Genomic DNA, 13,252 nt, shown 5'->3' with positions numbered 1-13,252 from the left:
TGAATCTCGATGCCTATCCAATAGGCTCCGCAAGCTATAACGCATGAGTGAGCGGCTGCGGGCGCTCCTCCAGATTGAGGTCGGCGCTGGCAGCGCGTGAAGCGGGAAACCGAAGAGCGACCGTCGTGCCGACTCCGGCTTCGCTTTGCGCGATGTAAACGGAGCCGCCGTGTTTTTGCATGACCGCATAGCAGTAGCTGAGGCCGATGCCGTAGTTCGCCGAGTTGTTTTTGGTCGTGTAGAACGGCTCGAAAACCGTCTCCCAATTCGACTTCGCGATCCCTTCGCCGTTATCCGTGATATGAATGACGACGTCTTTCCCGCTGCGCACCACGCTTATCGTCACCTTTCCGCTCCCGGGAGATAAAGCGCCCGAGGCGGCTTTGGCCCTGATCGCATCGACCGCGTTCAGGCAAATGTTGCCGATCGTCTCAGCCACATGCGTTCGGTCGCAGGTAAGCAGGAATCGGTCGCCTGCCCGAAAGGCGATTTCGATGCCACGTTCCTCCGCCAACGGCAGCAGCGGGGCGATCGTCGCTTCAATGAAAGCATCAAGCTCGCTCTCCTGCTCGCGAAGCGTGATGTCGTCGGTTTTCTCCTTGATCCGCTCCGTCATATCGAGCATATGCGAAGATATGCGCTCGAGCCCGGAAAGCATGCGAAGTGCGGCTTCCTTGTCGCCCTCCTCGATATGCTGCTTGAGCCGTTCGCCGATATAGTTGATTTTGCTCGCTTCGTTTTTGATCGTGTGATTGAACATGCGCGTTCCGGCCGTCATCGCCCGCAGCGAAGTGTCCAATCTGTCCTTATCCAGCCGCAGCTTCAAGCCGAGCATGCCGTAACGCACGACAAAGTAAAAGAAGGCGATAATGACGACCCCAACGACCATAAAATGAAAGGCGTTCATATCATAAAAAAGCAAAAACGATTTTTCGTAGCTCGTGTAATAGTATTTGGCGACAACCAGCTTGCGGATTGCGATAAAATCGAGCAAATAGATCGATAGGACCGGCAACGAAACGAGAAAAGCCGTCCGGAGCATTTGGGGACGCGCCGTTCGGTCGCGTTCTTTCATGCAGGCCCGCGCGAAAATATAGACACCGGCAATGAGGTAGGAAACGCTCACGAAAACGGCGGGGTTGTTGTCGATCGTACCGATGCGGATGCCGTTCTGCTCGTAAACGGGGTATGCTGCATTTTGCAGCAGCTCCCAGGCAAACGGTGCAAAAGCCGGGACGGCCAGCGCCGCGGCCGCTTTTTTTCGCCAATCGGCCGGAATCGTCCGGTCAAAATGAAGAGCGCTCACCAAATACGCATAGCTGAGCCCGAACAGCGTCGTGCCGGCTAACAGCAGCGTAATCCAGAATAGAGCGCTTTCGAATAAGTTGTAGTCCATATGGGCGTTCCCGGCAAAGGCCGCGTAGCGCCCGGTATAACCGAGCGACTGGTAAAAGTCGGGCCACCAGACCGGTACGAAGTCGTGCAAAATAACGGACAAACTGCCGCAGCCCCCGATCAGCAGCAAAATCCCGACCCAGCGCGCGAATAGATGTTTTCCGTTCGTAATGAGGAGAAACAAGCCGAGTCCCCACAAAATAATGAAAACAAGCATAACCTGAATCATAGGCGATCACTCCACAGCCGTGCGTTGCGATCGTTCACTTGCGCTTCGGTTTAGCGCCCGGAGTGGAACCCCGAGCGAAGAGGCGCTGCATGACATCGATCGGCCGCATGATACATAATGGCGTTTTCGGCAAACGCTTGCGCTATTGAAGCTTCAGTCGTCAGTCCTCTTTAAAAAAAACGAGCTTGTTTTTCATGCTTCTTAGCTGCGATTTGATCGTGTTTACCGATTTGGTCAATTTATCGGATATTTGCGTTTTGCTGAGGCCTTCCTTGCGCAGCTCGAACACCTCGCGCTCCATCGGGGTCAGCGACATGAGCTGGATTTCCGTCCGAAGCAGCTCGGCGGCGTCGGCATGTATCGATGCCCGCTCGGTATGCGCATCACGTATCGCCATAATAATATCCTTATAGCTCGACTTGGTAATATAGTTGACGGCCCCGACCTGAAAAGACTTCAGGATGATTTCCTTCTCCGTCATGGACGTCAGCATGATCACCTTGCATTGCGTATGAAGCCGGTTGACCATCTCCGCCGCCTGCAAGCCGTCCAGGTTGTTTCCCGTCAGATTGATGTCCATCAGGATGACGTCGATCTCGAGCTCCTGCGCCGCTTTGACGGCAGCTTCCTTCGTATCCGCAACGCAGACGAACTCGATGTCGCTCTCGAGCTGCAGATCCTCCGAAAGCTGCTGCTTCCAAAAAGGGTCGTCTTCAACCAACATAACGCGAATACGCTCCATCGCCGCCACCATCCGTTCCGATACGTTCAATGAACAGTATAACAGAGCGGTCCGCTGCCAGGTAGGATGATTTTTTTTCACCCCGGGGGTTAGAAAAGTTCATCCTTCTCCGGTTGAAGAGGCTGCTCTATACTGCATATCAGGAAACATTCGGAGGAAGGGGAAAGCAGGATGAGATTGCTCCCGGTACAGGATTGCAGGAAGGGTATGACATTAGGGAAGTCGGTATATTTGAACGGCAAAAGTTTGCTCCTTAGAGAAGGAACCGTCCTGACTGAGGCGGCGTTGCATAAACTGTCGCGGATCGGCATTCAGGTGCTTCACATTAAAGAATGCCCTCTCGAGGCCGGCCGGGCCGGGGGAGACCGATTTAAGGAGACGATGCATGTATTGGAGATGATGCTCTCCAGACTGTACGACCGGATTTATCGCGACAGAAGCACGGACGGTCTTTCCGATATTATGTCGAACTGCCGGGATGCCGTCGAAAAGCTGGCGGTTATTTTAAAGAACGGCCCGCAGCTTCTGAAGCCCGTTGTATGGACGGCTTTGACTTCGGATACGCGAAAGCGCCATTTTATCGAAAATGCGCTGCACGTTTGCGTCAACGCGATGACGTTCGGCTTGAGATCGGCCTGCCTCGGCGGGGAGCTGCATGCGTTAGGTCTCGGCGCTCTTCTGCATGACATCGGCAGCCTGAGGCAGATAACCGATTCGAATCAGCATCCGCAGCAAGGTTATGCTCTGCTGAAGCATTACGGATTGACGCATCTCGCGACGATCTCCGTTCTCCAGCACCATGAACGGATCGACGGAAGCGGGTTTCCGCTCGGCTTAAAGGCGGAGTCGATCGATCCTTTCGCAAGATGGATCGGGCTGATCGATTCCTTCGACGTTCTCGTTCACGGCCGCGAAGGGCAGTTTGCCATGCCGCGTCATCAAGCGGTGGAGCTGCTGTACAGCTATGCAGGATCTTTGTTCGATTTTGCCGATGTAAGGCTTTTTTGCAGTCATTTGGAGCTGTTTGCGCCGGGATTAAACGTCAGGCTGAGCACGGGGGAGTATGCCGTCGTAACCGATGTGGACAAGCATAGGCTGAGACCGGTCGTCCGGGTTGTCCGCAATGCGCGCGGGGAGACGCTTAGAAGGACCTACGAGATCGATCTGTCGCAGGAGCTGCATATTATGATCGAGCTGGCAGGCGGCAGGGAGCATGTCATCAACAGGGAGGAAGAACTGATGGAGCTCGCGATTTCCGCAAGCTGCTGATCGGCGGCTTGGCAGCCGGCCGCATCGTACGCTGTTGACATTCGTATAGCAGCAGGCACAACGCATCATGTCTGCGATATGTATGGCGAGCAGCGCCGCAAACGGCAGGCGGATCGCATGGCAGCAGGCCGCATCATACGATGTAGGCGATCCGAATGGCAGCAGGCTGCATCATGCGATGCAGGCGATCCGAATGGCAGCAGCCGCATCATACGATGTAGGCGATCCGCATAGCAGCAGCCGAATCATAAGATGCAGGCGATTTAGCATAGCAGATGCCGCACGGCGCGCATCTGCATGAGCGGCAGCGCCGCGCCGTTACCCGGCTGACTGTCCTTCCATCGGGATGCCGGAGGCCGGACGAGCTGCAAGCCAACGCTGATAGATGTTATTGGCGACCAGAGCCGCAATAATAAGCAGCGTTCCTGCCGCATCGTGGAAGGTTATCCGATGGCCTTGCAGCGCGGTAATGATAAAGGTGGTGACTGGAACGAAATTGATAAATAAAATCCCGTTAATCGGCGTGAGCAGCTTGATGCCGGAGTTCCAGCAAATCAGCGCGACAACGCCGGCAATCAGCACCATAAATCCGAGCTCGTAGCCGATCGAGGCAACATCTTCTATTGAGGGAGCGCTGGAGAAACCGAAAGCCGTCATAAAGGCTGCGGCCGCAATTAATGTAGCCGTCCCGAGAGCGCAGCTCAAAGCGGAGTACCGAAGAACGGACCAATCGGAGAACGCTTGCCCTCCGTTCGTGTAGAGAACCCAGCCCACAACGCCGGCGAACATGAGCAAAACGGGAAAAATGCCGCTCCCGTCCAGCATGAACGCGCTGACGTCGCCTTTGGTTATGATCATCAAGCAGCCGATAAAGGCCGCAATCATGCACCAGATCGTAAGAGGCCGCGGTTTGCGCCGGTTGAACATCCAGAACAGCATAACGGAAATGATCGGCATTTGCGCCTCCAGCACCGAAGCGAGAATAACGCCGGATGTCCCCAGCATATTTTGTCCCCAGAACATCAGAAGGCTGTATACGGTAAACGCCATCGTTCCGTAAAACCACAAAGCCTTGCCCCGGCCGTCCAATCGCAGCGATTTTTTGCCTTCCTTCACCCCTAACAAGACAAGCATAAGAACGGAAACGATCGAGTAGCGCAGCACGGAAAAATAAGTCGGATCTACATAGGAAAAAGCGCTCTCCGCAACGGGGAACATGGCTCCCCAAGCGACGCTTGCCATTAAACACATCATCGCGCCCTTTAGCACGCTTTTATTACTCATGAATGGTTGCCTGCCTCTCGACTGATCGTTTGCGGCTTAATCATATCGCTTCAATTTCATCATGTAAAATGATTGTAAGTGATAACTTCCATCTCTATAATTGATATCAAAACAGAGTGGAGAGTAGGAGCGAGCGGTGGAGATCAGCGATTTGCGCATTTTTCAAACGGTCGCCGAGCTGGGCAGCGTCAGCAAAGCGGCAAAGGAGCTTAATTACGTGCAATCCAACGTCACGGCCAGGGTGCAGCAGCTGGAGCAGGAGCTCGGAACGGTGCTGTTCAACCGGCATCGCAGGGGCGTTACACTGACGTCGGACGGCGCGAAGCTGCAAGCTTACGCCCAGCAGGTCATCGCATCGGTCGATGAAATCAGGAGAGCTTTTCAGGATGCGGAAGACCCGTCCGGTCCTTTGGTAATAGGCTCGGTCGATACGGTATCGATCATGCCGCAGTTTTTGTCCGATTTCTATACGCAGTATCCGCGCGTCGATTTGTCGCTTATGACCGGCGTGACGGAGCAGCTGTTGAAGGAAGTGCTGCAATACCGGCTGGACGGCGCTTTTGTAAGCGGGCCGGTCCGGCATCCGGAGCTTGTGCAGTATCCGTTCATCGAGGAGGAGCTCGTCCTCATTGCGAAAGCCGACGGAGGACCGAATACGCTGGAGGAATGCCAAACGAGGCCGCTGCTCGTGTTTCGCGCAGGCTGCGGCTATCGGGCGAGAATGATGCAGTGGTTTGAGAAGGAAGGCGTCAAACCGGTCAAAGTAATGGAGTTCGGCATCGGTACGCTGGAGACGCTTCTTGCCGTGGCGAACGCAGGCTTGGGCATTTCTCTGGTGCCCAGATCGACGGTAGCGCATTTGGAGCAAAAGGGCAGCATTCGCTGCTTTACCATTCCCGGGGAGCTTGGACGAGTCACGACGGTATTCATTCGCCGCAACGATACGTTTATAACGAACGGCATGCGGAAGCTGCTGGAGACGGTTCGCGAGGCTTCGGTCAATGAGCTGTATTCGAAGCCGATGGTCGAGCCCGATTTTCATGTGTAATTGATGCTTGAAAACAATTGACAGCCGGCTTCGGCCGTAGCATAATGTACGCGTGTACATTATTTTGAAACCGGCGGAGGCATAACCCATGGCAACGAGAAAAGAAGTGGCGGAGCGTGCGGGCGTTTCCGAAGCTACGGTATCGCGGGTCCTTAACAATGTGGGGCCGATCCGCGAAGAAACGAAGCGCCGGGTGCTCGAGGCGTCCAAGGCGCTGGGTTATTATCCGAGTGCGCTGGCGCGCAGCTTTGTCCGCCGCAAAAGCGGCAATCTCGGCGTCGTACTGCCGTATGTGCCGAAGGTGAACGTGTTTTCGACTTATTATTTTGCCGAAGTGTTGAGCGGAATCGGGGAGGCGGTAAGAGAATACGGCTACGACCTGCTGCTGATGTTCAGGTCGCCGCAGGAATCGATGGATTTCGCCGGCTTGTTCAAGTCGCAGAAGGTTGACGCCTGCATCATACTGGGCTCCCGCGACGTTTCCGAGGAACGTGCGGCGCTTCGTATCCTGCAGGAGGAAGGGCATCCGTATTGCCTGATCAATCAGCATTTTGAAGGCGAGTCGTTTTCGGAAATCGATGCGGAGCATAAGCAGGGCAGCCTGGAGGCCATCCGGCATTTGATCGCCCTCGGAGCGAAGCGGATCGCTTTCCTTAACGGAACGCTCGATTTTTCGAACAGCGTAGACCGGCTGGAAGGGTACCGTAAGGCGCTGGCGGAAGCAGGGCTGCCGTTCGATCCGCAGCTTATGCTTGAAGGAAACTACAGCCGGAAGAGCGGGTATGCGGCGGCTTCGCGGGTATATGCGATGCTTGACTCGCTTGACGCGATTTTCGTCGCGAACGACCGGATGGCGATCGGCCTCATGCAGGGTCTGCGCGAGCTCGGCGTCCAAACGGACGACTTCCCGGCCATCGTCGGATATGACGATTCCGATGCGGCCCGCTTAACCGACCCGCCGTTGACGTCGGTTCATGTTCCTTTCTATGAGATGGGCAAACGTGCGGCGAAAAGGCTGCTGGCGCAAGGCACGGACGGATCGGACGACGAGGGAGCGCCGCGTGAAATGCTCGGCACCCGCCTGGTCGTGAGGAAATCGAGCCGGCTTCGCGAGACGTAACGGGCGAGGACGGTACGCAAGATTCGGTAAACAGCTCATCGTACATCGCAACAGACCATCTTTATTCTTCTAATTTTCGCAAGGCTAATTTTCGAGCTGCCTTTATGGCGGTAAAGATCGTTCGCAGCAAAAAAAGGAGGCATCCGAATGAAGCAGGTAAATGTCGGAATGGTCGGATACAAGTTTATGGGTAAGGCTCACAGTCATGCGTACCGCGATTTATCTATGTTTTTCCCGCAAACGCTTAAGCCTGTGATGAAGGCGATTTGCGGCCGGGACCGGGCGGGCGTCGAGAAGGCGGCCGCGCAGTTCGGCTGGGAAAGCTGGACGACGGATTGGCGGGAGCTCGCCACGCGGGACGACATCGATCTAATCGATATAAACGGGCCAAGCGATGTACATAAACAGATAGCGCTTGCGGCGGCGCAGGCGGGCAAGCATATTTTTTGCGAGAAACCGCTGGCGCTGTCGCTCGAGGATGCCCGCGAAATGCTTGCGGCCGCGGAAGCGGCTGGCGTGAAGCATATGATCGGCTTCAATTACCGGTTTTCCCCGGCCGTTCGGCTGGTCCGGAAGCTGATCGAGGAGGGGCGGCTCGGCAAAATCTATCATTTTCGCGGACAGTATTTACAAGACTGGATCGCAGATCCCGAGTTCCCGCTCGTTTGGCGGCTGCAGAAGGAAATTGCCGGCTCCGGCGCTCACGGCGACTTGAACGCGCATCTGATCGATCTTGCCCGCTATTTGGTCGGCGAAATGACGGAAGTCGTCGGCATGAGCGAGACGTTCGTCAGGGAGCGTCCGCTGCCCGGCTCGGCTGCCGGACTTAGCGCCAAGGGCGGCGCGGATTCGGCGCGCGGTCCCGTTACGGTAGATGACGCGACGTTGTTTCTCGCCCGTTTTGAAGGCGGCGCTCTCGGCAGCTTCGAAGCGACCCGTTTTGCGCCGGGACATCGGAGTACGAACGCTTTTGAAATAAACGGCAGCCGCGGCAGCGTCAAGTTCGACTTCGAACGGATGAACGAGCTGCAGGTGTATTTTACGGATGACGCCGCCGATGTTCAAGGCTTCCGGCGCGTGCTTGCGACCGATCCCGCTCATGCGTACAGCGAGGCATGGTGGCCGCCGGGGCATACGATCGGATACGAGCATACGTTCATCCACGAGGTGGTCGAGCTGATGGAGGCGATTGAGAACGACCGGCAGCCGGTGCCCAATTTTATGGACGGCGTGAAGTGCCAGGAGGTACTCGAAGCGGTTGACCGTTCGATCGAAGAACGGCGCTGGGTTCGTATCGACGAGTTGTAAGCGTTAGCGCTTGCAGATTCGTGTCCACACAAGCGATTTATCGGCAAGGAAAGATACATCCCGTCATTAAGATGATATTGCCGGTCTGTTCGGAAGGAGACGCATAGGATGCGGAAGGCTTTGATCGTATGGGGAGGCTGGGAAGGGCATCAGCCTGAAGAAGTCGCGAAGCTGCTTGGCGGTTTGCTCGCGGAAGAGGGTTTCGAAGTGGAGTTGTCGGACACGCTGGACTGTTTTAAGGATAGCGAAAAGCTAGGAAGCTTAAGTCTGATCGTACCGGTTTGGACGATGGGCAGTTTAACGAAGGAGCAGCTTCATCCGCTGTTGGAAGCGGTGCGGGGCGGCGTAGGCATCGCGGGATGTCATGGGGGCATGGGCGATTCGTTCCGGAACGAGACGGAGTATCAATTTATGGTCGGCGGCCAGTGGGTGGCGCATCCCGGCAATGACGGCGTCAGGTACGCCGTTAATCTTAAGGAGCACCCGCTTACTGCGGGAATCGGGGATTTCGAAGTGTGCACGGAGCAATATTACATGCACGTCGATCCGGCTGTCGAGGTGCATGCGACTACGACGTTCGCGGCTTTCGGGCCGAACGGAGCCGATGTCCGAATGCCGGTCGTCTGGACGAAAACGTACGGCTTAGGCAAAGTGTACTATTGCTCGCTCGGGCATCAAGCGGAAATTGTCCGCATGCCTCAAGTATCGGAGCTGATGCGGCGGGGAATGGTTTGGGCAGCCAAGTAACGGTATTCTTTTCGCATTTTCTGCAACCGACCTGATCGATTAGGAGGCTTTCTCATGAATGTGACCAAAGTGGGAATTATCGGATGCGGCAACATTAGCGGCATCTATTTCAAGAATGCCAAGGAGCTGTTCGGCAATTACGAGATTGCCGCCTGCGCGGATATCGACGTAGAACGGGCGAAGGCCAAAGCGGAGGAGCAGGGCATCGCCAAAGGCTGCAGCGTGGAAGAGCTGCTGGCCGATCCGGACATTAAGCTGGTCATTAATTTGACGATACCCGCCGCTCATGCGGACGTTTGCATGCAGGCGCTGCGAGCGGGCAAACACGTATACGTGGAGAAGCCGCTGTCCGTTACCCGCGAAGACGGCAAAAAGCTGCTGGAGCTCGCTGCGGAGAAAGGGCTGCGCGTCGGCTGCGCGCCGGATACGTTTCTCGGCGGCGGCATCCAGACATGCATCAAGCTGATCCGCGACGGCTGGATCGGCCATGCCGTCGGCGCAACGGGATTTATGGCGAGCGGAGGTCCGGAGTCGTGGCATCCAGCGCCTGAATTTTTCTATCAGACGGGCGGCGGACCGATGTTCGACATGGGGCCGTATTACTTGACGGCGATGGTCGCCATGCTCGGACCGATCGAACGGGTTACCGGTTCTGCGCGGATTACATACCCGGAGCGGATCGTAACGAGTGAGCCGAAATACGGACAAACAATCGCGGTAGAAGTGCCGACGCATGTGTCCGGCGTATTCGATTTCCGGAATGGCGCCGTCGGTTCGCTCATGACAAGCTTTGACATAGCCGGAGGCTCGACGCTGCCGCGGATCGAGGTGTACGGAAGCCTCGGCACGATCGTCGTACCCGATCCGAATACGTTCGGAGGGCCGATCAAATACCGCCGCAAAAGCACGCCGGATTGGGCGGACATTCCGCTTACGCACGGCTTCGCCGAGAACAGCAGAGGCATCGGCGTCGCCGATATGGTCGATGCGATCGCTAAGGGACGCGAGCACCTCGCCAGCGGGCAATTGGCCTATCATGTGCTGGAAGCGATGCACGGATTCCACGAGGCTTCCCGCGAGGGCAAGCACTACGCGATGCAAAGTACATGCAGCACGCCAGAACCTCTGCCCGTCGGGATGACGAAGCTGCACTGGCGTTAGAAGACCATAACGGCAAGCTTTGCGGCTTGCGCTGCGCCGGGTGCGGCGCCGATACTTTCGGCGTCGTACCCGGCCTTCCTGTTTGTTCCGTCCCCCTTAATTTGCGTCCATATTCAGGCTTGCCGCCAGTCTGCCTTTTGGCTTTGGCCGAACGGACAAACAAGAAACGAAATAAAGAATGCGCTTACATATCGTGAAGTTCTTTTTTCGATTCGCTCGCCATATTGTATAGCAAAAGCAAAAAGCTTCAGCGTCGACATGCAGAAGTCTTTTTGCTTTTTTGTATTCAATCGGCGAGATCGTGCGGCAGGAGTACGGTTTTTCCACGCTATTGGGATCATACAAGCGATAGATATAGGCCGGACAGGAGATGAAATGGAACAAGGATAAACGGCAACACCGCCCTGTAAAAGGGTGCTGCACGTACACCGGGGTGATGCGCATTTGATCCCGGAAGTACTTTTCGAATCGTCTTAAAAATCATATTGACAGTTTGAAAAAACGGCAGTATTATCGAGAATAATAAATGCCTAGTAAATCGGTATGATAAATAGGAGATGAGTTCGCATGGAAAACAACTTATGGACAGCCATCGAGACAAACTGGGTCAGCTTGCTCGTTTCTGTCGTCATCATCGGTATTCTTTATTTTCTAGCCCGCAAGCGGGTAGGCTTCGGCTATCGCGTTTTGCTGGCCCTTGGTCTCGGCTTGGGCGCAGGGATCGCGTTCAATTCCTTCAAGCTTGACGCCACGAGCGTCAGCACGATCGGCACGATTTACGTCAACCTGGTCAAAATGCTCGTCATTCCGCTTGTCGTAGTGCTGGTCATCAGCAGTATCACTTCCATATCCAGTCTGGGCCATCTGCGTAAGATCGGCATCAAAACGATCTCTTGGTTTTTGATCACGACCGGCATCGCCGCTTTGATCGGATTGCTTGTCGCTCTTGCGATCGATCCGGGAGCAGGGATCGACCAAGCGGCATCGAGCGGCTTCAAGCCTCGTGAAATTCCGAAGTTTTCGCAAGTTATCTTGGATCTCGTACCGTCTAATCCGATTAACGAAATGGCTGCGGGCAAAGTCGTTCCGGTTCTTGTGTTCGCCATCTTCCTCGGCGTCGCGATCGTCCACGTCGGCTCCAAAAAGCCGGATGCCGTTCAGCCTGTCAAGCAATTCATCGACTCGCTGGCGCAAGTGCTGCATCAGGTCATCAAGTACATCATTCGCCTGACTCCATACGGGGTATACGCGCTGATTGCCGCGATGGCGACGAAGTACGGCATCGAGACGCTTTCGCCGCTCGTCAAAGTCATCCTGGCGACGTATGTTGCCTTGATCATTCATTTTATCGTCACCTTCGGCGGACTTGTAGCTTTCGTAGCGAAAGTGAATCCGTTCAAGTTTTTCAAAAAAGCGTATCCGACGATCGCGGTCGCCTTTACGACGCGAAGCAGCTACGCTACGCTGCCTGTAAACCTTGAAGTGATCACGAAGCGGCTGCGCGTATCGCCGAAAATCGCCAGCTTCGTCGCACCGCTCGGGGCGACGATGAACATGAACGGCTGCGGAGGAGTTTGGCCGGCGGTGGTTGCCATTTTCGTCGCTAAAGTATACGATGTTCCGCTCGGTATTTCCGAATACATTCTGATCGTGCTCGTGAGCATGATCTCGTCCGTCGGGGTTGCCGGCGTGCCGGGGCCAGCTTCGATTTCCACGACCGTTGTCTTGACCGCGCTCGGTCTGCCGCTTGAAGGTCTCGGCCTCGTGCTTGCGATCGACGCAGTCGTCGACATGGGCCGTACCGCGGTAAACGCAACGGGCACTACGGTTACTTCGCTGCTAGTGGCCGACTCGGAAGGCGAGTTCGACCGCGATTCCTTCAACAGGGATGAAGAAGATCAGCTGGATCTGAATATGGCGTAACCTCAGTTTTCATACATGCAGACGTCCTTGCAGACGGTTGACGCTCTCAGACGGAGCGGGTACACTGGTCATAGGACGTGCGAATCCTCCTTTCACACGAAGGGAGGATTTGCTTTTTCGTTTACAAAGCCTAAAGCGAACGCCAACGTCATAGACACCGACAGGCGTTTATCCTTGCTGCGCATGTTTGCAAAAAGAATGAAAATAACCGGCTTACCGAGGGACGGCGAGAGGGGAACGCATATGGACAACAACAACCTGGTAATCGTTACCGATTTCGACGGCACACTAATGAAAGAAGATGTTGGGGATACTGTTATGAAAGAGCTCGGCATCTTGGAACGCGAGGAAACGATCGAGGTTACCCGTAAATTTATCGGGAAAGAGATCGGGACGATGAAGTGGATCGAGGTTGCCTACTCGTTTCTGGAGGGGCGTCAAGCGGAAGTCGATGAGCTGCTGGAATCCGTTTCGCCGCGGCAAGGCGCGCCTCGTTTTCTGGACTTTTGCAAAGAACGTCAAATTCCCGTTATTATTCTCAGCGACGGAATGGCCTATTATATCGAAAAGCTGACGCAGAAGTTCGGCATTGAAGCGGATAAAATCATTTCGAATCCGATTCGTTACTTGTCTGACGGGGAATACTCGCTTGGCTTTCAAAATCCGAATCCGAGCTGCCGCTGGTGCGGATGCTGCAAGGCCGATGCCGTTCGCCGCTTGAAGGAAGAGGGAAGCAAAGTCGTGTACATCGGAGACGGCGTAAGCGATTTATACGGATCGAGCTTCGCGGATTGGATTTTTGCCCGCAGCACATTGGCCAATTTTTTGACGGAATCGGGAGAGCAGTTTTACCGGTTTGAAACGTTTGATGACATAATGGACGTATTTGCAGGAGATTTCGATGCTTTTTCGGCCGGTACGGCTGCACGCATGCGTGCTAAAGAAAATACGTTTTGCCGTTTTGCGTGATGTGGAGGAAGACCATGCCGGTTTCGCATGGCCTTGAATGAGTCCCTGTACGAGGGA

Annotated in this window: 12 protein-coding genes; 9 read left to right on the top strand and 3 right to left on the bottom strand. The window is 55.1% G+C overall.

The window, feature by feature from the left end:
- Positions 1-34: 34 nt before the first annotated feature.
- Positions 35-1,624 carry a sensor histidine kinase gene (locus tag DQG23_RS21520; protein ID WP_113032945.1) on the bottom strand — a complete coding sequence of 530 codons (1,590 nt, stop codon included), beginning with the start codon at positions 1,622-1,624 and terminating at the stop codon, positions 35-37.
- Positions 1,625-1,784: 160 nt separating this feature from the next.
- Positions 1,785-2,366, bottom strand: a complete 582-nt coding sequence (locus DQG23_RS21515) for a response regulator transcription factor (RefSeq protein ID WP_158560623.1) — start codon at positions 2,364-2,366, stop codon at positions 1,785-1,787.
- A gap of 171 nt (positions 2,367-2,537) precedes the next feature.
- On the opposite strand from DQG23_RS21515, the gene DQG23_RS21510 reads away from it, so the two are divergent.
- Entirely contained in the window at positions 2,538-3,635 is a 1,098-nt protein-coding gene (locus DQG23_RS21510) for an HD-GYP domain-containing protein (RefSeq protein ID WP_113032943.1), read from the top strand.
- A gap of 67 nt (positions 3,636-3,702) precedes the next feature.
- Positions 3,703-3,936, top strand: coding sequence for a hypothetical protein (locus tag DQG23_RS41865; protein ID WP_146762352.1), 234 nt, complete (start codon positions 3,703-3,705; stop codon positions 3,934-3,936).
- 17 nt (positions 3,937-3,953) lie between these two features.
- Here the strand turns inward: DQG23_RS41865 and DQG23_RS21505 are convergent, their stop codons facing one another.
- Positions 3,954-4,919, bottom strand: coding sequence for a DMT family transporter (locus DQG23_RS21505; protein WP_113032942.1), 966 nt, complete (start codon positions 4,917-4,919; stop codon positions 3,954-3,956).
- Between the two features lie 136 nt (positions 4,920-5,055).
- On the opposite strand from DQG23_RS21505, the gene DQG23_RS21500 reads away from it, so the two are divergent.
- The 7 genes from DQG23_RS21500 to DQG23_RS21470 all read left to right on the top strand — a co-directional run bounded on the left by DQG23_RS21500 (position 5,056) and on the right by DQG23_RS21470 (position 13,195).
- Positions 5,056-5,967, top strand: coding sequence for a LysR family transcriptional regulator (locus DQG23_RS21500; RefSeq protein WP_113032941.1), 912 nt, complete (start codon positions 5,056-5,058; stop codon positions 5,965-5,967).
- 88 nt (positions 5,968-6,055) lie between these two features.
- Complete coding sequence (locus DQG23_RS21495) at positions 6,056-7,087, top strand: LacI family DNA-binding transcriptional regulator (RefSeq protein ID WP_113032940.1); 1,032 nt, start codon at positions 6,056-6,058, stop codon at positions 7,085-7,087.
- Between the two features lie 147 nt (positions 7,088-7,234).
- Positions 7,235-8,395 (top strand): Gfo/Idh/MocA family protein, encoded by a 1,161-nt coding sequence (locus DQG23_RS21490; protein WP_113032939.1) that lies wholly within the window; start codon positions 7,235-7,237, stop codon positions 8,393-8,395.
- 108 nt (positions 8,396-8,503) lie between these two features.
- Positions 8,504-9,142, top strand: coding sequence for a ThuA domain-containing protein (locus tag DQG23_RS21485; RefSeq protein ID WP_113032938.1), 639 nt, complete (start codon positions 8,504-8,506; stop codon positions 9,140-9,142).
- A 54-nt stretch (positions 9,143-9,196) separates the two neighbouring features.
- On the top strand, positions 9,197-10,303 hold the full coding sequence (locus DQG23_RS21480) for a Gfo/Idh/MocA family protein (protein ID WP_113032937.1): 1,107 nt from the start codon (positions 9,197-9,199) through the stop codon (positions 10,301-10,303).
- A gap of 567 nt (positions 10,304-10,870) precedes the next feature.
- The gene (locus DQG23_RS21475) at positions 10,871-12,226 is read left to right on the top strand and encodes a dicarboxylate/amino acid:cation symporter (protein WP_113032936.1); all 1,356 of its coding nucleotides are present in this window, start codon (positions 10,871-10,873) and stop codon (positions 12,224-12,226) included.
- A gap of 243 nt (positions 12,227-12,469) precedes the next feature.
- The gene (locus DQG23_RS21470; RefSeq protein WP_158560622.1) at positions 12,470-13,195 is read left to right on the top strand and encodes an MtnX-like HAD-IB family phosphatase; all 726 of its coding nucleotides are present in this window, start codon (positions 12,470-12,472) and stop codon (positions 13,193-13,195) included.
- Positions 13,196-13,252 lie beyond the last annotated feature (57 nt).

It is taken from the genome of Paenibacillus contaminans, assembly GCF_003285015.1.
GTDB classification, from domain to species: domain Bacteria; phylum Bacillota; class Bacilli; order Paenibacillales; family NBRC-103111; genus Paenibacillus_V; species Paenibacillus_V contaminans.
The sequence above is the reverse complement of the archived record's forward strand: the minus strand, read 5'-3'. Positions and strand labels throughout refer to the sequence as shown.

Coding starts and splice junctions, on each gene's coding strand:
- DQG23_RS21475 (WP_113032936.1), top strand. CDS start 10,871: ATGGAAAACAACTTATGGACAGCCATCGAGACAAACTGGGTCAGCTTG.
- DQG23_RS21510 (WP_113032943.1), top strand. CDS start 2,538: ATGAGATTGCTCCCGGTACAGGATTGCAGGAAGGGTATGACATTAGGG.
- DQG23_RS21505 (WP_113032942.1), bottom strand. CDS start 4,919: ATGAGTAATAAAAGCGTGCTAAAGGGCGCGATGATGTGTTTAATGGCA.
- DQG23_RS21490 (WP_113032939.1), top strand. CDS start 7,235: ATGAAGCAGGTAAATGTCGGAATGGTCGGATACAAGTTTATGGGTAAG.
- DQG23_RS21495 (WP_113032940.1), top strand. CDS start 6,056: ATGGCAACGAGAAAAGAAGTGGCGGAGCGTGCGGGCGTTTCCGAAGCT.
- DQG23_RS21470 (WP_158560622.1), top strand. CDS start 12,470: ATGGACAACAACAACCTGGTAATCGTTACCGATTTCGACGGCACACTA.
- DQG23_RS21515 (WP_158560623.1), bottom strand. CDS start 2,366: ATGGAGCGTATTCGCGTTATGTTGGTTGAAGACGACCCTTTTTGGAAG.
- DQG23_RS41865 (WP_146762352.1), top strand. CDS start 3,703: ATGTCTGCGATATGTATGGCGAGCAGCGCCGCAAACGGCAGGCGGATC.
- DQG23_RS21520 (WP_113032945.1), bottom strand. CDS start 1,624: ATGATTCAGGTTATGCTTGTTTTCATTATTTTGTGGGGACTCGGCTTG.
- DQG23_RS21485 (WP_113032938.1), top strand. CDS start 8,504: ATGCGGAAGGCTTTGATCGTATGGGGAGGCTGGGAAGGGCATCAGCCT.
- DQG23_RS21480 (WP_113032937.1), top strand. CDS start 9,197: ATGAATGTGACCAAAGTGGGAATTATCGGATGCGGCAACATTAGCGGC.